Raw genomic sequence first — 17,597 nt, 5'->3', positions numbered from 1 at the left:
CCGGCCGCACCTCGACTACCACACCCACTCCGCCACCGCCGCCCCCTCGGAGTCCCCTCCCGTCCGTGGTTCGACCCCGAGCGCTTCCGCGGCGTCGATGACTACGAAGCACTCGCCGCGTTCGTCCCGCACGGCGGTGCCGACGTGGCCACCGGCCACCGCTGCCCCGGCGAGAAGCTCGCCATCGCCGGCCTCGCCGCCGCGATCGCGACCCTCAGCGACCCCCGCATCCGCATCAGCGGCCGCGGGCTCGGGGTGAACCGGCGACGGATGCCGACCAAGCCCCGTTCCGGTGGGCGCGTGCGCCGCGCGGACGCACCGTCGAGCTGCCCCTTCCACCGGGGCTGAGGCCCGGCGGCGTCAGCCCTTCGTCGAGAACGCCGCGTCGAAGAGCTGGTGCGGCGGGGTGATCTCGCCGAGCTTGCGCACGAAGGCCAGAGCCTCGGGCCCGCCGACGAGGCGGTCCATGCCGGCGTCCTCCCACTCCACGCTCGTCGGACCGTCGTAGCCGATCGCGTTGAGCGCCCGGAACAGCGGCTCCCAGGGCACGGCGCCGTGACCGGTCGAGACGAACGTCCATCCGCGGCGGGGGTTGTCCCACGACAGGTGAGAGCCGAGCACGCCGTTGCGGCCGTCGAGGTTGGTCGTGGACTCCTTGCAGTGCACGTGGAAGATGTGGTCCGCGTAGTCCAGGACGAACGCCACCGAGTCCAGCTGCTGCCAGACGAAGTGCGACGGGTCGAAGTTGAACCCGAAGCTCGGGCGGTGCCCGATCGCCTCGAGGGTCTTCTTCGCCGTCCAGTAGTCGTAGGCGATCTCGGACGGATGCACCTCGAGCGCGAAGCGCACGCCCACCTCGTCGAAGACGTCGAGGATCGGGTTCCACCGGTCGGCGAAGTCCCGGTACCCGGCCTCGATCATCGCCTCCGAGGCGGGCGGGAACATCGCGACGTACTTCCAGATGCTCGACCCGGTGAACCCGGTGACCGTCGTCACGCCGAGCTTCGCGGCGAACCGCGCGGTGTTCTTGAGGTCTTCGGCCGCGCGCTGCCGCACGCCCTCGGCATCCCCGTCGCCCCACACCCGCGCGGGCAGGATGTCGTGGTGCCGCTCGTCGATGGGGTCGTCGCACACGGCCTGCCCGACGAGGTGGTTCGCGATCGTCCACACCTTCAGACCGTGGCGCTCGAGGATGTCGAGCCGCGACTGCACGTAGGCGGCGTCGTCCCAGCGGGACACGTCGATGTGGTCGCCCCAGCAGGCGATCTCGAGGCCGTCGTAGCCCCACTCGCCCGCGAGGCGCGCGACCTCGTCGAACGGCAGGTCGGCCCACTGGCCGGTGAACAGGGTGATCGGGCGTGCCATGACGAGACCTTTCACGCAGGAAGGGAGGATGTGACGCTCGTCCACGCGGACTCGCGTGCCGAACTGCGCTCGACCGCGTCGAGCACCCGCTGCACGGCGAGGCCCTCCGCGAACGAGGGGTGCGGGTCGGTGCCGCCGTCGATCGCGCCGACGAGGTCGACCACCTGATGGGTGAAGCCGTGCTCGTAGCCGAGCAGGTGACCGGCGGGCCACCACGCCGACACGTACGGGTGCACGGGCTCGGTGACGAGGATCTGCGTGAACCCCTGGCGTCCCTCGGGAGCCGTGCGGTCGTAGAACCGCAGGCTGTTGAGGTCCTCGAGGTCGAAGGCCAGCGCTCCGCGGTCGCCCGACACTTCGATCGTGAGGGCGTTCTTGCGGCCCGTGGCGAAGCGCGTCGCCTCGAACGAGGCCAAAGCGCAGTTCGACAGTCGTCCGGTGAAGATCGCGGCGTCGTCGACCGTGACGTCGCCGACCCCCTTGCCGGCCAATCCCGACAGTCCCGACCCGGCGGCCTGCAACGGCCGCTGCTTCACGATCGTCTCGAGGGTGCCGGTGACGCTCTCGATGCCCAGGCCCGTCACGAACCGGGTCATGTCGATGATGTGCGCACCGATGTCGCCGAGAGCCCCCGATCCGGCGTGCTCCTTCTGCAGGCGCCAGGCCAGCGGCATCCCGGGGTCGACGAGCCAGTCCTGCCGGTACGCCGCGCGCACCTGCTGCACGGTGCCCACGGCCCCCTCGGCGATCATGTCGCGCATCAGGGTCACCGCCGGCACGCGACGGTACGTGAATCCGACCATCGACCGGATGCCACGTGCCCGCGCCCGCTCCGCCGCCTCGGCCATCGCCTCGCCCTCGGCGACGGTGTTGGCGAGCGGCTTCTCGCACAGCACGTGCTTGCCCGCCTCCAGCGCCGCGATCGCGATCTCGGCGTGCGAGTCCCCCGGGGTGACGATGTCGACGACGTCGATGTCGTCGCGCGCGATCACCTCGCGCCACTCGGTGGACGACTCCGCCCACCCCCATTTCATGGCGGCGGATGCCACGGCATCCGCGTTCCGGCCCACCACGACGGTCATCTCTACCGCGCGCGGGAGGTCGAACACGCGGGGCGCTTGGCGCCAGCCGACCGAGTGGGCGGCCCCCATGAAGCCGTAGCCGATCATGGCGACGCGGAGCGGCCGGGCAGTGGTCATGCCAGCACCGGCTCGCGCTCGACCCCAACACAGGCGAGCCCATCGTCGGTGCGGCGGACGTCCTTCTCGGGGAGGAGCGAGTCATGGCCCCACGCGGCCTCGGTGAAGAGCAGGTCCAGGTTCGGAGCGAGCTGGTACATGGTGTCCTTTCGACGCGGCGCGACGGTCGACGGATGCCGGATCTCCTGGCATCCGCGGGGCGGGTCTCACCCCTTGAGGCCGCCCGCGAAGCCCTGGATGAAGCGCTTCTGAGCGAACATGTAGAACACGAGGATCGGGATCATCGAGATGATCACGACGGCGAAGATCTTGTTCCAGGCCGAGACCAATCCGCCGACGTAGGTGTACATCGCGACCGGTAGCGTCTGCGTCGTCGAGCCGCCGAGGAAGATCAGCGAATTGAAGAAGTCGTTCCAGACGATGAGGCCCGCCAGGATCGCCACGGTTCCGGTCGCCGGGGCCATGAGCGGCAGGACGACCCGGAAGAACGCCTGCGTGGGTGAGGCGCCGTCGATCACCGCCGCCTCTTCGTACTCGGTCGAGAGTCCGCGGAAGAAGCTCGCGTACAGGAAGACCGACAGCGGCATCAGGATGCCGATCCACAACACGATCATGCCGACGGCGTTGCCGGTCAGCCCGACCGAGCGCGCCCCGATGTACAGCGGCACCGTACCGAGCTGCGCGGGCAGGATGATCGCGATGAGCACCAGGTAGTACGTGATGGTCGTCCACCTTCGCGTCCGGCGGGCGATGACGTAGGCGGCCACCGAGCCGAACAGCACGAGACCGAGAATCGACCCGGCAGTGATCACGACGCTGTTGAGGATGCTCATCGGGATGCTGTTGCGACCGGTCGAGGTCAGCACCGCGACGAAGGCGCTGACGTCGATGCCGCTCGGCGGGGCGACGGCGCTCGAGGTGAGAGCTTCCTGGTCGCTCTTCAGCGACGTGGAGACGAGGATGTACAACGGCAGCAGCCCGATGAGTGTGATGACCCAGACGAGCGCCTCGCGGACGGCGGTGAGTTTGGTGTAGCGGAACATCACGAGACCTTCCCGACCGTGCGGTCACGGGTGGCGTACTGCTGGGCGATCGCGAAGACCAGGATGATGACGGTGAGCACGAGCGCGAGCGCGGAACCGAAACCGAATTGCCCGAGTGAGAAGGCGTTCTTGTACACCTCGGTCGCGAGCGTCTCGGTGGCCCCGGCCGGACCGCCGCCCGTGAGGGCGAGGATCTGATCGAAGATGCGCAGGCCCTGGATCAGCCCGAGGGTGGTCGCGATCGCGATCGAGGGGCGGATGGCCGGGACGACGACGTGCCAGAATCGGCCCCCCACACCGGCGCCGTCGAGGGCAGCGGCTTCCTCCACCTCGATCGGGACCGACGCGAGCCCCGCCAGGTAGATGACCATGGTGAAGCCGGTCTGCTGCCAGACGACGGTGATGAGGATCGCCCAGATCGACCACGTGGGATCGGCGAGCCACGTCTTCTGCAGCGACTCGAGCCCCAGCGCACCGAGCATCCCGTTCAGCGGGCCGTTGAACTGGAAGATGAACTTCCATACGTAGGCGACCGCGAGCGGACTGAGCACGACCGGCATGAACAACAGCGTGCGCAGGATGTAGCGCGTCTTCAGCGTGCGGTTGATGGCCAGGGCGAACATCAGGCCCAGCACGTTCGTGAGGACGACCGACCCGAAAGCGAGGAACAGCGTGTTCCCGACAGCGCCGAGCAGCCGCGGCTCCGCGAAGATCCGGGCGAAGTTGTCGAAGCCGGTGATCTGGAACGAGCCGAGACCCGTCCAGTTCGTGAAAGCGAAGAAGCCGCCGGTGAGGGTGGCGGCGTAGTGCACGCCGAGCACGAGGACAATCGCGGGGAGCGCCCACCACCACTGGCCGTAGCTGATGAGGGGCCTGCCCCCGCGTGCCGGCCGCTGAGACGTCCGACGCGCAGAGGGAGGCACGGTGAGCGTCCGCGTGGTGTCCTGTTCGATGGTCACTGTCATGTGCTCTCTGACTTCTTCGTCATTGCGCTGCGTTGCTTTGAGCGCCCGATCCTTCGACTATTGCACCCTTGTGTCGAAAAGACACATTAGTGGGATGGATGGACCGCATAAGGAGGTGGATCCTCCTTCTCCCCGCCGTCGATGCGAGGATTCGGCAGTGACGACGACGCCGCACGATGACTCTCCCGACGACCTCTGGACCCGCTTCATCGACCCTCCCGACGAGGCCCGCCCCCGCGCCTGGTGGCACTGGATGGACGGCAATGCGGATACCGCAGGCGCCGTCGCCGACCTCGAGTGGCTGCACCGGATCGGCGTGCGCGGCGTGCACATGTTCGACGGAGGCATGGGCATGCCGCTCGTGGTCGACACGCCCCGGCATCCGGGAACTCCCGAGTGGGACGACGCCATCGAGGCGGCCACGCTCACCGCCGCGCGCCTTCGCATGGAGATCGCGATCGCCACCTCCGCGGGCTGGAGCGCGTCGGGTGGCCCCTGGGTCGAGCCCGTCGACGCGATGAAGAAGATCGTATGGAGCGAGACCGTCATCGACGGCGGATCGATCGACATCGCTCTCCCCCCGCTCCCGGACGTCGCGGGCGGCTTCCAGGACGCCCCCCGCCACGGCGGCGACGGCTCGCCCCGGTGGAGCACCGACTGGCGAGTGGTGGCCTTTCCCGCGGATTCCGGGCACGAACCCCTTCTCCCGGCCGCGTACCGCGTGGACGGGAGCGACATCGAGGCGACGGCACTCACCGACCGTTCCTTCGGTCCGGCCGTCCGCCTCCCCCGCGATCCCGATGCGTGGTCGTCGACGACGCTCGAGGCGGTGTTCGACGAGCCGGTGACGGTGCGTTCGGTCGTGCTCGGCCTCCCCGGCCCCCGCGGCTTCGGCGCCGCACCGGCTCCGCACGCGACTCTGCAGGTCGAGAGCGATGGCGTTTTTCACGACATCGTCCGGCTCGAGCCGACGACTGTGACGGCTCGGACGGCATCCTTCGCCGCCATCACGGCCCGGCGGTTCCGTCTCGTGCTCTCGGCGGCGAGCGCGGCCGAGGCTCTGCCGCCGGTCGCCGCGGGGGTACGGATGCCACCCGTGCTGCGTCGCGCCGACGCGTTCGAGGTCAGCGAGTTCGCGCTCTTCGCCGCTGCCCGCGTGCATCACGCCGAGACGAAGGCGGGTTTCGCGACCGAGTCGGACTTCTACGCCTCCGACACCGTCGACGACCCCTCAGCGCGAGTGATCGACCCGACCGAGGTCGTCGATCTGACCGATGCGGTCGAGGGCGGGCGCCTGCGATGGGATGCCCCTCCCGGGTCCTGGCGCATCCTGCGCCTGGGTGCGTCGCCGACCGGACAGACGAACGGCCCCGCCCCGGCGATCGCCACGGGTCTGGAGGTCGACAAACTCGACGCTCGACGGGTGGCGGCCTACCTCCAGACCCACCTCGAACGGTACCGACCGCGCACCGGACGCTTCGATGCGCTGCTCAGCGACAGCATCGAGGCCGGGGCGCAGAACTTCACCGACGACATCGCTCGGCGCTTCGCGGACGCCCGCGGATACGACCCGACCCCGTGGCTGCCCACCCTCGCGGGGTACGTCGTCGGCGGGGCGGCACAGAGCGACGGCTTCCTCTACGACTACCGCCGCACGCTGAACGAACTGCTCGCGACGGCGTACTACGGCACCCTCGCCGACGAGGCCCACCGGCGCGGCATGACCTACTACGCCGAGGCGCTCGAAGACGGCCGGCCGCAATGGGGCGACGACCTCGCCATGCGCGCCCCGGCCGACGTGCCGATGGGCGCGATGTGGACGTTCGACCCCGCAGCGGGGCCCCGACCGACCTACGTCGCCGACCTCAAGGGAGCCTCTTCGGTCGCGCACGTGCACGGTCGGACCTGGACGGGTGCGGAGGCGTTCACCTCTTTCGGCGACCCCTGGGGATGGATGCCGTCCAACCTCAAACACATCGCCGACCTGCAGCTGACGCTGGGGGTCACACGGTTCTGCGTCCACCCGTCGCCGCATCAACCGGCATCCACCCCGCCGCCGGGCATCGCTCTGGCGCCGTTCCTCGGACAGGCGTTCACCCGACACGAGACGTGGGCCGAGATGGCGGGGCCGTGGATCGACTACCTCGCGCGCTGCTCGGCACTGCTCGCGGCCGGGCGGCCCGCCGTCGACATCGCGGTGTTCGTGGGGGAAGAGGCGCCGGTGACCGGCTTGTTCGAGCACGAGCTCGACGAGGCCGTCCCCGGCGGCTTCGACTTCGACTACCTGGGCATCGACGGTCTCGATCTGCTCCGCGTCGAGGGGGACGAGCTCGCCGTTGGGCACTCGCGCTATCGCGTGCTGTTCCTCGGCGGGTCGAGTCGGCGTCTCACGGTGCCCACGTTGCGCCGCCTGCGCACGCTGGTCGCGGCGGGAGCGAGCGTCGTGGGAGCCCGCCCCGAGAGCACGCCGTCCCTCGGCGACGACCGTGCGGAGTTCGCGGTCCTCATGGCGGCGATCTGGGGCGCCGCGAACGTGCACGACACCGCCGACCTCGCCCGGGCACTCGCCGACCTCGGCCTCTCCCCCTCCCGCCCGATCGAAGGGGGGAGTGCGCGACGCATCGCTCGGGTCGTCGACGGGCGCCGGGTGGAATTCCTCGCCAACCCGTCGGCCGACGCGGTGACCCTGACGCTGTCGGGGTTGCCCTCGCGGGTGGAAGTGTGGGATCCGGTGCATCGGCGGCGCGGCGCCCTCGCCCCCGTCCACGGCCGCGCGGACGTGACCCTGCCGCCCTTCGGGTCGGCCTTCGTCGTCGACGGCGGCGACGCACCTGCGCTCACCACGAGCACGCCCCTCGCCCTCGACGGATCGTGGCGCGTGGAACTGCCCGGCCTTCCCGCCGTCGCACACGGCGACCACCCGCATCCGTGGACGGAGGACGGCGTACGCGCTCGCGGCTTCTCGGGGGTCGGCGTGTACCGAGCGCGGCTGACGGCCCGGGAGGCCACGGTCGGCGGCGCCCTGGATCTCGATCTGGGCGACGTGCACGGCGTTGCCCGCGTCCGCGTGAACGGGCGGGACTGCGGGATCGCGTGGACGACGCCCTACCGCGTCGACGTCACCGCCGCGTGGCGCGACGGCGCGAACGACGTCGAGGTCGATGTCGCCGTCCCCTGGCGCAACCGTCTGATCGCCGAGGCCGAGCGGTCCACCGGCGAGATGTTCGCACCGATGACCGAGGTGTTCACGCTCGCAGCGGTGCCGCGGCCGGGAGGCCTGGCCGGCCCCGTGCGGCTCGTCCGGGCCGCGGCCGACTGACGGGGATCGCTCCCACTATTGCACGGCATCAGCAAATCTAATGTCGGTTTCCGACAGATGTGTGCCACGCTGATTCTGCGGTCACGCGGCCGAGCCAGCGATCCCCGGCTGGCGACAATGAAGTCACGAAAGGGTACGTCCATGCCACAGCACTCCACCCTGCGGCCCCTGCGCCTTCCACTGCTCGCAGCGCCCCTCGCCGGCATCCTCCTCCTCGCCGGCTGCTCGGGCGGCGGCGATTCCGGCAGCGGTGGCGCGGCGACCGGGTTCACCGTCATGGTGGCCCAGGCCAACGACGACGACCAGGCCTACGCCAAGACGCTCGAGGCGTACGGGAAGGAGAAGGGCATCGACATCGAGGTCATCCCCTACCCCTCCGACGCGTACAACACGCAGGTCACCACGCAGTTGCAGGCCGGCAACGCCGCCGACGTCATGGTTCTGGCGCCCGGGACCGGCCAGCCGATCTCGATCATCTCGCTCGCCGAAGCAGGCCTGTTGGCACCCCTGGCGGATTCGTCGGCCAGCGTCATCCCGAAGAACTCCGAAAGTCAGTATCAGGTCGACGGCAAGACCTACGGCCAGCCGACGTCGCTGATCCCCGTCGGCCTCGTCTACAACAACGGCGCCGCCGCCGAGGCGGGCGTGTCGAAGTACCCCGAGAGCTACAAGGCGCTGCTCGAGGACTGCACCACGGCGCGCACTGCCGGCAAGAGCTTCACGGTTCTCGCGGGAGCCATCCCGTTCAACACGGGCCTCATGGCCCAGCTCGTCTCGGCCACCCGCGTGTACGAGGCCCAGCCCGACTGGAACGCTCAGCGCGCCGCAGGCAAGGTGACCTTCGCCGGGACCGCCGGCTGGAAGGAGACGCTCCAAGACCTCGTCGACATGAACGCGGCCGGGTGTTTCCAGGACGGCGCCGCGGGTGGCACGTTCGACAACATCACCGCGGGGCTCGGCGGCGGTACCGCCCTCTCAGCGGCGATCCCGGGGAGCGCGGCCAGCTCGATCGGCGCGGCCACCGGTGCCGACCTGACGGTGCAGAGCTTCCCGCCCTCCTCAGGGCAGAAGCCGTTCCTGCTCGCCTCGGCCAACTACGCCTGGTCGGTCAACGCCAAGGTGGACGACTCGAAGAAGCAACTCATCCAGGGCTTCCTCGACTGGGTGGCGACCCCGGAACAGGCCGCGGCCTTCGCCGACCTGTTCGGCGGCGTACCGATCGTCGGCGCGTCGGAAAGCAGCCTGCTCCCCCAGTACAAGAACGTCGGTTCGCTGCTGGAGTCGAACTCCTACACGGGCCTGCCGAACGCCGCCTGGCCGAACCCCGCCGTCTACGACGCGCTGGGCGCCGGCGTCCAGGGCCTGCTGACGGGCCAGAAGACGGTCGACGCGGTGCTCACCGACATGGACAACGCCTGGGGCTGATCCCTCGTCCGACGATCGGCTGCCGCCTCCGGGCGGCAGCCGATCGTCGTTTCTGGGCCCGCTGGGGATCGCCGTGCGCAGATCACGATCAGGAATGCGATCAGCCATCCCATCGACGTCATTGATACGCTCGAGGTTCCCGATTCGTTCCGCGCCCGGCACGAGGAGAACACGACGACGTGTCCGACAACTCCGCACTCTCCCGCCTCGACCTGAACCTCCTGGTCTCCCTCGACGCGCTGCTCACCGAGCGCAGCGTCACCCGTGCGGCCGAGCGGCTGCACCTGAGCCAGCCCGCCCTCAGCGCCTCGCTCGCACGATTGCGCACCCACTTCAACGACCAGATCCTCGCCCGCCGGGGGAACGTCTACGAGCTCACGCCGTTCGCGGTGCGCCTGACCGATCACACGAGCACGGCCCTGGAGGCGGCACGACGCGTGTTCGAGAGCCAGGCCTCGTGGTCACCGTCCGAGTCCTCGCGCGAGTTCTCGATCTACGGCTCCGACTACGGCTTCGTCACCGTCGGCACCGTGGTCTCGCAGCTGGCCGCGGAGCGCGCGCCCGGCGTGCGCTTCCGGTACATGCTGCACAATCCGGGCATCGTCGAGGACGCGGCGAACCGTCTGCGCTCGGCCGACGCGATGATCATCCCCCACGGCCCCGTCTCGGATCTGCCCTACCTCGACCTCTGGCAGGACGACTGGCTCGCCGTCGTCGCCTCCGACAACGACGAAGTCGGCGAGACCCTCACGATGAAGAATCTCGCGGACCTGCCCTGGGTACTCACCTTCCAGTCGAGATCGGCGTTCACCTCGGCCGCCCGCCAGGTACAGCAGCTCGGGGTGGAGGCAAGGATCGAGGTCGTGCTCGAGAGCTTCCTCTCGGTGGGCCACTTCGTCAGCGGTACGCGACGCGTGGGCCTCGTTCAGTCGGCACTCGCACCGCACCTCCTGCGCATAGGCGGGATCCGCGTGGTGCCGCTTCCCTTCGCGGCGACGCCCCTCGTGAGCGCGCTGTGGTGGCATCCCTCCCACACGCGCGACCCCGAACACGAGTGGATGCGCGGGCTCTTCGCCGAGGCGGGGCGGATGATCGCCGCCGGCACCGCACCCGCCTGAAGATCGGTGTCAACCCGACACGACCATCCTGTGTTCGCGCCTACAGTCGGCCGGTGAGCACAGACACCTGGCATCCCTCCACCCTCCGGCGCGGAATCGGCGGACCGCTGCTGTTCGCCTTCATCCTCGGTGACGTCCTCGGAGCGGGGATCTACGTGTTGATGGGCGTGCTCGCCGAGCGTGTCGGCGGGATGCTCTGGGCTCCCCTCCTGCTCGCCCTCCTCCTGGCCCTGCTCACCGCCGGATCGTACGCAGAGCTGGTCACGAAATACCCCCGTGCCGGAGGCGCCGCCGTCTTCGCCGAGCGCGCGTTCAAGAACCGAGCGCACCCGCGCCCCGGAGTCGGTCAGGCCGACGCCGTCACGGCCCGCATCGCCGACCGGATGAGGTCGTGCTGGCGCCGCACGAGCAGCAGCGGGTCGACCTCGCCGAGTTCGGCGAAGGCGTGCCCCTCCCACTCGCTCGACCAGAAGCCGCGGTACCCGCCCTCGATGAACACGCGGACGAGTTCGGGGTAGTCGATCGCGGGCTCCTGCCCGGCGTCGTCGATGTCGTAGAACTTCGCGTGCACGTGCAGGATCTGCGGCATGATGTCGGCCCACTCCCGCGGATCGACGTGACCGTGCATGTTGAACGCGAGGTGGGCGAACGAGCCCAGACGCCCCGGGTCGAAGTCCCGCCCGCGGAGGTAGCCCAGGAACTCCTGCTGACGCGCCGGCATCGTGGCATCCGTCGCCCAGATCTCCTGCAGCTTCGCGACCGCGTCGTCGTCGAGCCCGGCCCGACGCACGGCGCGCAGCAGGGTCGGCGACATCGCGTGCATCGTCGACGAGAAGTCGGCGACGAAGCCCAGCAGGGGCGAATCGAGGTCGGCGTACGTCTCGCGCACGCGCAGGATCGCCTCGGCGTTCGGCCCCATCGGGGCGTGGATCTCGTACGCGAGCTTCAGCTCGAGATCCTCGGCGATCGGCAGCAGCCGGCGCAGCAGCTCGGGCTTCGCCGACTGGATGCGCACGAGCGGGAACCCGAGCTTCTTCGCGCCCTCGAACATCAGCTTCGAGAAGGCGAACTCCTCGTCGGGCGTCATGTCGCGATCGCGTCGGCGACCCATGTCGAGGTTCGCCCCGAACGAGCTCTCGACGAAGCCGTGCCGGTCGAACGCGTCCCTCCACGTGCGGACGAAGTCGTCGCCGACGACGGGGTAGGTCGGCACCATCTGGGATGCCACGATCTCGATGCCGGGGCCGATCCCCAGCTCCGCCACCCGGTCGAGGAGGCCGTCGAAGTCGTACCAGCCCGCGCGGAACTCGGCGCTGGCCGAGTAGAGGGTGAGACCGAGGCGGAACGGATCGTCGGCGGCGGCGACCGGCGGCGGAACGACCTCGTGCACGAGCGCCGGAGGTACGGCATCCGCGTCGACGACCGTGAGGGACCTCGCATCGTGGACGACGTTCGGCACGTAGATCCCCGGCCCACCGTTCTGTCCCGGCGCGATCTGCATGTACGGCAGGCGCAGCTCGCCGTGCAGGACGACGTCGTGCGTCTCCCCGAGGGCGACGGGCGTCGCACGGCGGGCGACGAGCAGCGGGTGCTCCTGCAGGAACCACAGGGTCTCGCTCTGCGCGGGCAGCTCGTCGAGGCGCCAGGACCGGTCACCGAGTTCGAACCGGAGGTCGGCGGCATCCACCCGTTCCCCGTCGACGGTGAGCTCGAGCGTGGTCACGGACGAGAGCCACAGGCTGCGATACCAGGGGAGGGTGAGCCTCAGCGCGAGCCCGTCGGGGTGCGCGCGCAGGCTGTCGTCGTGGATCAGTCCGTTGGGCATGGTCGTCTCTCTCAGATCCGGTCGGTGATCTGGCGCATCAGCGAGTGCTGACGGCGCACCTGCTCGATCGAGCGCCACGGTTCGCGCTCGCCCTCGTACTCGCTCGAGAGGTAGCCGGTGTACCCGGCGTCCTTCAGCGCTTTCAGCACGGGCTCCCACGGGATCTGCTGGTCCTCGAGGTCTTCGTCGATGTCGTGGAACTTCGCCTGGATGAACACGACGTGCTCGATGATGTCGAACACGTCGGCGGGATCCACATGGATGCCGTCGAGGAACGCCGGCCGCCGGCCCGGCAGCTCGTCGGGGCGGAGCGGAATCGGCCGGTCCTGGAAGATCCCGGTGTCCAGCAGCAGACCGAAGTGCTTCGTGCCGGTGCGGCGGATGAAGGCGATGTAGTCGTCGACGACCTCGTGCGTGATGGGCGTCGGCGAGTGGATCTCGGGGCAGATGATGACGTCGAGCTCTTCCGCGAGCGGGAGGGACGCCTCGACGACCTCGGTCCAGATCGGGTGCGGGATGAGGTCGCTCGACACCACGCCGATCTTGGGCCGGACGAACCCGAACCCGAGACGCTTCGCCAGCCGTAGGTCGCGCTGCAGGGCGGCAGCTCCCTCCTCGACCGTCATGTCGCGGGCGTGCGGGCCGCTGGAGTGCAGGCGCGTGTCGATCCACGAGCCGTAGTTCGTGGGTTCGAGGCCGTACTTCTCGAGCAGATGGAACCACTCGTCGACCCACTCCTGCGGGGGGTCGGGGTAGTTCGGCACATGCCCCTCGCCGAGGATCTCGACGCCCGTGGCCCCGAGGTCGGCGATCGAGGCGAGAGCGGTCTCGAGGTCCATGACCGTGCCGTAGTCCCCCATGTAGCTGTAGAGCGAGACGCCGTAGCGGAAGGGAGCACCGGATGCCTCGGGCGCGAGGGTCACGCTCTTGGCGACGCGGTAGGTGCTCGGCTGGTGCTCCTCGGGGATGTACGACATCCGCAGACGCAGGTCGATCGCCAGCTCGTGCACGCCGTCGGGGAGCCCGCCGGGCAGCGGCACCGTGATGATCGCGGCATCCTCGAGCGGCCAGCGCACGCCGTCGCCGTCCCACAGCTCGGCGAGCGTGTACTGACGACCCTGGAGGGTCCACCGCGGCACGTCGGGTTCGACGTCGACGAGCCCGGGGATGCTCACCCCGATGCCGTCGATGAGCGAGGCCGCCATGCCGCGGTACGACGGCATCCGGACGCGGAACTGGAAGCCCGTGATCTCGCCGCCCTCCCGAACGTTGCGGAATCCGACGGACTGGATGAGGTCTCTCTCGAGAAGCATCGTCGCTCACTCTCTGTGGTGTCGCTTCGACGCTACCCGCTTATGCCCGATTCAGACATAAGCGTTCCTGATCCCCCACATCAGACCGCGTGAGGGGTCAGTTTCTGTCGCTTGCGGCATCTCGAAGCGACAGAAATTGACCCCTCACGCCTCCGAGCGGAACACCTCGGTCGCGATGCGGAACGCCGTGTTCGCGGCGGGGACACCGGAGTAGATCGCTGACTGCAGGATGACCTCGCGGATCTCGTCCACGGTCAGGCCATTGCGGATCGCCGCACGCAGGTGCATCGCGAGCTCCTCGTGATGCCCGTGGGCGATGAGCGAGGTCAGCACGGCGATCGAGCGCGAGCGCCGGTCCAGGCCCGGCCGCGACCAGATGTCGCCCCACGCCACGCGCGTGATGAAGTCCTGCCAGTCGGCGGTGAGCTCGGTCGCCGCCGCGGTGGCGCGGTCGACGTGGGCGTCCGAGAGCACCTCGCGCCGCACCGTCATGCCCTGGTCGTAGCGCTCCTGATCGGTGGTCATCGCGTGCCTCCCTCGGCGATGGATGCGAAGAACGAGCGCAGCAGCGCCGCCACGGCCTCGGACTGCTCGGCGGGTGGCAGATGCCCGGCGTCGTCGATGCGCGCGACGCGGCCGTGCCGCACTCCCTCGGCGATCTCGACGGCCTTGGCCTCGGGGGCCACCGCGTCGAACTCCCCCCAGGCCGCGAGAAGCGGGGCCTCGATACGCCCGAGGTCGCCGCGCACGTCGTACGCCGCGAGCGCCTCGCAGCAGCGGGCGTAGCTCTCGTCGTCGGCGTCCTGCAGGACGTGGAGGAGGCGCCCCGTCAGGACGGGTCGCCGCGCGATCGAGTCCGGAGCGAACCACCGCTGCGCGGAGCCGATGAGAAGGCTCGACGTGCTCTGCGTCCGCGCCTGCGCGGCGCGGTCGGCCCACGCGGCCGGGTCGCCGAGCTGCGCTCCGGATGCCACGATGGCCGCCGCCCGCACCCGGTCGCCGTGGCGCAGGGCCAGTTCGAGACCGGTGGCCCCGCCGAGCGAGACGCCCGCGTAGAGGAACGTCTCGTCGGGCACCGCCGCAGCGACGGCATCGGCGAGGTCGGCGACGGTGAACGGCTCGCGGGCGACGGGAGCCGCGCCGTGGCCGGGGAGGTCCCACGCCGAGACGCGGTAGTCGTCGATCAGGAGCGGCACCACGTCGTCCCACAGGATCGTCGAGGTACCCAGCGACGGGCCGAGCACGACCAGGGGCGCGCCGGCGGGTCCGACGGGAGCGGTCAGGGCGATCATGCGCGCCCCTCCTCACGGGCCAGGCACGGCGCGAGACCGAGGTAGCCGGCCGGGTCGAGCAGCGCGTCGATGTCGAGGTCGCGAGCCTCGGGGAGCGTGCGCAGCGCGTCGCCCAGGTCGGCGTCACCCGCGACGAGCGCGGTGAATCGCTCGGCGCCGATCAAGGGCACGAGGACGCCGCGCAACCGCTCGCTGACGATGCGGCCGCCGGTGAGCGCGACGGTGCGGGCCGCGGCATCCGGATCCACCCGGAGGTGCGCGGCGAGCGAGGAGGCGTGCCACGACGCCCCGAGAGCGAGGCGCAGCAGTTCGCGCAGCGTCGGCCACTCGGCGTGCCACGCCCCATCGGGCCGCTCGTCCACGGCGAGCGCGGCGGCCAGGTGCAGGGTTGCGCCCAGCTGCGGGGCGCGCAGGGCCGCCGAGCGCAGGAGCACGGCCTCGGCGGGGTTCTGCTTCTGCGGCATCGCGGAGGAGCCGCCCCCGGTCCCCTCGGCGACCTCCGCGATCTCGGTGCGGCTGAGGGTCGCGACGTCGGCGGCGAGCTTGCCGACCGCATCGATCGCCTGCACGAGCGCGTCGCCGAGCTCGGTCACGGGCCAGCGCGTGACGTGCCACGGAGCGTCGGGCGCCTCGAGCCCCGCCGCTCGTGCGAAGGCCGCGGGCAGGGCGACCGCGGCATCCTCGGATCCGGTGATCTCGACGAACGACGCGAGCGTTCCGCCGGCACCGGCGAGCTGCGCGGGGAAGACGAGGGCGTCGAGCCGGTCGACGGCGCGACGGATGCCACGCTCCCACGCCGACGCCCGGGCACCGACCGTGGTGGGGACCGCGTGCTGCGTGAGGGTGCGGGCCGCCGCGACGGTGTCCGCGTGCGCCTCGGCTTGCGCGCGCAGCCACTGCGAGGTGTGAGTGAGCGAGGACCGCACCTGGGCGACGGCACGGCGCGCGACGATCATGGTCGCGGTGTCGAGGACGTCCTGACTCGTGGCTCCGCGGTGGATCCACGGCGCGTACTCGGCCGGGACGCGGGCCTTCAGCTCGCCGACGAGCGGGATGACCGGGTTGCCGCCGGCGACCGCGGCGACCGCGAGAGCCTCGACGTCGATCCCCTGCGACGGCCGCCCGTACTTCTCGTCGAGACCGAACGCGTGGTCGACGGCGACGGCCGCCTCCGACGGCGCGATCCCGAGCTCCGCGTAGGCCGTGACGAGGGCGCATTCGGCCCCCACCATCGCATCCAGGTAGACCCGATCGGCGACGAGATCGTCGTGACCGGCGGTGACGGGCGAGAGGAGCCCGGCGTCGAGGGGGTCAGAAGGCAAGGAAGACCGTCTCCTTCTCGCCCTGCAATCGGATGTCGTGCCGGAGGTGGCCGTCGGGCGTGCGCGTCGCCACGAGGCTAGCGCGCTCCGCCTCGTCCAGCGAGGACAGCAGCGGGTCGGCGGCGAGCGCCGCGGCGTCGCCGGGCACGTAGATGCGGGTGTGCAGCTTGTTCGGCAGCCCGCGGGCGAACACGATCGCGGCGAAGAAGCCGGGACGGTCCTGGATGCCACCGGGCTCGCGCGTCCAGAACTCGAAGTGCCCCTCGTCGTTCGTGAAGGCCCGTCCGAAGCCGGTGAAGGTGTGGTCGTCGCGACGGAACGCCCCGCGGGCGCGAGGCACCGCGCCGTCGGCATCCGCTCCGAAGATCTCGACGAGGGCGTCGGGGATCGGGGACCCCGCACCGTCGAGGACCGTGCCCGAGAGCACGATCGCGCCGGGCGAATGCGGGAAGACGACCTGGTGTTGCTTCGGGAACTCCAGCCCGTACGCGAAGAACGGACCGACCGTCTGCCCCGGGGTGGGCCGGTGGGTCTTTGCGGGAACCGTGCTCATCACTCGTCGCCTTCCTGCTCGAACCACGTCGCGTCGGCGCCGTTGACGACGATGTCGAAGCGGTAGCCGGTCGCCCACTCGGGCGACGTGAGGTCGTGGTCGTAGACGCCGACGAGGGCGTCGCGATCCTTCTGTCGGGGGATGCTGTTGTAGATCGGGTCGAGCGCGAACAGCGGGTCGCCCGGGAAGTACATCTGGGTGATCAACCGCTGCGTGAACGACGAGCCGAACACCGAGAAGTGGATGTGCGCGGGGCGCCAGGCGTTCCGGTGGTTCTTCCACGGGTAGGGGCCGGGCTTGATCGTCGTGAAGGCGTACTCGCCGTTGTCGTCGGTGATCGCGCGACCGGCACCGGTGAAGTTCGGGTCGAGCGGGGCCGGATGCTGGTCGCGCTGGTGGATGTAGCGTCCGGCGGAGTTGGCCTGCCAGATCTCGATGAGCTGGTTCGCGAGCGGACGACCCCACGAGTCGAGCAGGCGTCCGCGCACGGTCAGGCGCTCGCCGAGCGGCTCCCCCGCGTGCTGCAGCGTCAGATCGGACTCGATCGCGGCGACGTCGCGCTGCCCGAACGCGGGCGAGAACAGCTCGATCGTCTCGGGGTCGACGAGCTTCGGGTTCTTCGTCGGGTGGCGCAGCACGCTCGAGCGGTAGGCCGGGAAGTCGTACGCGGTCGCCGGCACCGCCTCGCCCGCGGCCTCGCGGGCGGCGAGCGCCGCGTGGGCTGCGCGGATCTCGCGCGTGATCTCTTCTTGCGTCGCCTGGTCGGGGGCGGCCAGCAGCGTCTCGGGCGCCGCGGCGGAGGGGTGGGACATGGGGTCTCCTTCGACCAGGCCATGTTCCGGCACCGCGCGGCGCGGG

General features: G+C 70.3%; 15 protein-coding genes and 2 pseudogenes. 5 read left to right on the top strand and 12 right to left on the bottom strand.

Annotated elements, in window-relative coordinates:
* Positions 1–69: 69 nt before the first annotated feature.
* Positions 70–348 (top strand): annotated as a pseudogene (locus tag AC3E6M_RS02040) (cytochrome P450); the annotation flags it as partial.
* A gap of 12 nt (positions 349–360) precedes the next feature.
* Here the strand turns inward: AC3E6M_RS02040 and AC3E6M_RS02035 are convergent.
* From AC3E6M_RS02035 to AC3E6M_RS02015, 5 genes are all read right to left on the bottom strand, one after another.
* Positions 361–1,365 carry a sugar phosphate isomerase/epimerase family protein gene (locus AC3E6M_RS02035; RefSeq protein ID WP_490528917.1) on the bottom strand — a complete coding sequence of 335 codons (1,005 nt, stop codon included), beginning with the start codon at positions 1,363–1,365 and terminating at the stop codon, positions 361–363.
* Between the two features lie 11 nt (positions 1,366–1,376).
* Positions 1,377–2,564 (bottom strand): Gfo/Idh/MocA family protein, encoded by a 1,188-nt coding sequence (locus AC3E6M_RS02030; RefSeq protein WP_490528916.1) that lies wholly within the window; start codon positions 2,562–2,564, stop codon positions 1,377–1,379.
* Positions 2,561–2,704: a hypothetical protein gene (locus tag AC3E6M_RS02025; protein ID WP_490528915.1), complete on the bottom strand. Its 144-nt coding sequence runs from the start codon at positions 2,702–2,704 to the stop codon at positions 2,561–2,563. Before AC3E6M_RS02025 ends, AC3E6M_RS02030 begins: the two co-directional genes overlap by 4 nt.
* Positions 2,705–2,770: 66 nt before the next feature.
* A complete protein-coding gene (locus AC3E6M_RS02020; protein WP_490528914.1) occupies positions 2,771–3,607 on the bottom strand; it encodes a carbohydrate ABC transporter permease in 837 nt (278 codons plus the stop codon).
* Positions 3,607–4,572: a carbohydrate ABC transporter permease gene (locus AC3E6M_RS02015; protein WP_490528913.1), complete on the bottom strand. Its 966-nt coding sequence runs from the start codon at positions 4,570–4,572 to the stop codon at positions 3,607–3,609. The genes AC3E6M_RS02020 and AC3E6M_RS02015 overlap by 1 nt, the downstream gene beginning before the upstream one ends.
* A 157-nt stretch (positions 4,573–4,729) precedes the next feature.
* Between AC3E6M_RS02015 and AC3E6M_RS02010 the strand changes: the two genes are divergently transcribed.
* The 4 genes and pseudogenes from AC3E6M_RS02010 to AC3E6M_RS01995 form a co-directional block, all read left to right on the top strand.
* Positions 4,730–7,891, top strand: a complete 3,162-nt coding sequence (locus AC3E6M_RS02010) for a glycosyl hydrolase (protein ID WP_490528912.1) — start codon at positions 4,730–4,732, stop codon at positions 7,889–7,891.
* Between the two features lie 141 nt (positions 7,892–8,032).
* Positions 8,033–9,316: an extracellular solute-binding protein gene (locus tag AC3E6M_RS02005; protein WP_138175382.1), complete on the top strand. Its 1,284-nt coding sequence runs from the start codon at positions 8,033–8,035 to the stop codon at positions 9,314–9,316.
* A gap of 179 nt (positions 9,317–9,495) precedes the next feature.
* On the top strand, positions 9,496–10,434 hold the full coding sequence (locus AC3E6M_RS02000) for a LysR family transcriptional regulator (protein WP_138175380.1): 939 nt from the start codon (positions 9,496–9,498) through the stop codon (positions 10,432–10,434).
* A 53-nt stretch (positions 10,435–10,487) separates the two neighbouring features.
* Positions 10,488–10,751, top strand: a pseudogene (locus AC3E6M_RS01995) (amino acid permease); the annotation flags it as partial.
* A gap of 29 nt (positions 10,752–10,780) precedes the next feature.
* Here AC3E6M_RS01995 and AC3E6M_RS01990 read toward each other — a convergent pair.
* From AC3E6M_RS01990 to pcaH, 7 genes are all read right to left on the bottom strand, one after another.
* Positions 10,781–12,259 carry a C-glycoside deglycosidase beta subunit domain-containing protein gene (locus tag AC3E6M_RS01990; RefSeq protein WP_490528911.1) on the bottom strand — a complete coding sequence of 493 codons (1,479 nt, stop codon included), beginning with the start codon at positions 12,257–12,259 and terminating at the stop codon, positions 10,781–10,783.
* A gap of 11 nt (positions 12,260–12,270) precedes the next feature.
* Positions 12,271–13,572 carry a C-glycoside deglycosidase beta subunit domain-containing protein gene (locus AC3E6M_RS01985; RefSeq protein WP_490528910.1) on the bottom strand — a complete coding sequence of 434 codons (1,302 nt, stop codon included), beginning with the start codon at positions 13,570–13,572 and terminating at the stop codon, positions 12,271–12,273.
* A 144-nt stretch (positions 13,573–13,716) separates the two neighbouring features.
* On the bottom strand, positions 13,717–14,097 hold the full coding sequence (gene pcaC / locus AC3E6M_RS01980; RefSeq protein ID WP_138175372.1) for a 4-carboxymuconolactone decarboxylase: 381 nt from the start codon (positions 14,095–14,097) through the stop codon (positions 13,717–13,719).
* The gene (locus tag AC3E6M_RS01975; RefSeq protein WP_138175370.1) at positions 14,094–14,864 is read right to left on the bottom strand and encodes an alpha/beta fold hydrolase; all 771 of its coding nucleotides are present in this window, start codon (positions 14,862–14,864) and stop codon (positions 14,094–14,096) included. Before AC3E6M_RS01975 ends, pcaC begins: the two co-directional genes overlap by 4 nt.
* Positions 14,861–16,186, bottom strand: a complete 1,326-nt coding sequence (locus AC3E6M_RS01970) for a lyase family protein (protein WP_490528909.1) — start codon at positions 16,184–16,186, stop codon at positions 14,861–14,863. The genes AC3E6M_RS01975 and AC3E6M_RS01970 overlap by 4 nt, the downstream gene beginning before the upstream one ends.
* The gene (pcaG, locus tag AC3E6M_RS01965) at positions 16,176–16,739 is read right to left on the bottom strand and encodes a protocatechuate 3,4-dioxygenase subunit alpha (RefSeq protein WP_490528908.1); all 564 of its coding nucleotides are present in this window, start codon (positions 16,737–16,739) and stop codon (positions 16,176–16,178) included. Before pcaG ends, AC3E6M_RS01970 begins: the two co-directional genes overlap by 11 nt.
* Entirely contained in the window at positions 16,739–17,551 is an 813-nt protein-coding gene (pcaH, locus tag AC3E6M_RS01960; RefSeq protein ID WP_490528907.1) for a protocatechuate 3,4-dioxygenase subunit beta, read from the bottom strand. Before pcaH ends, pcaG begins: the two co-directional genes overlap by 1 nt.
* Positions 17,552–17,597: the final 46 nt, after the last annotated feature.

The organism is Microbacterium sp. SCPM-O-B-15248 (M128) (assembly GCF_058214835.1).
This window is presented reverse-complemented; position numbering and strand designations above follow the sequence as displayed.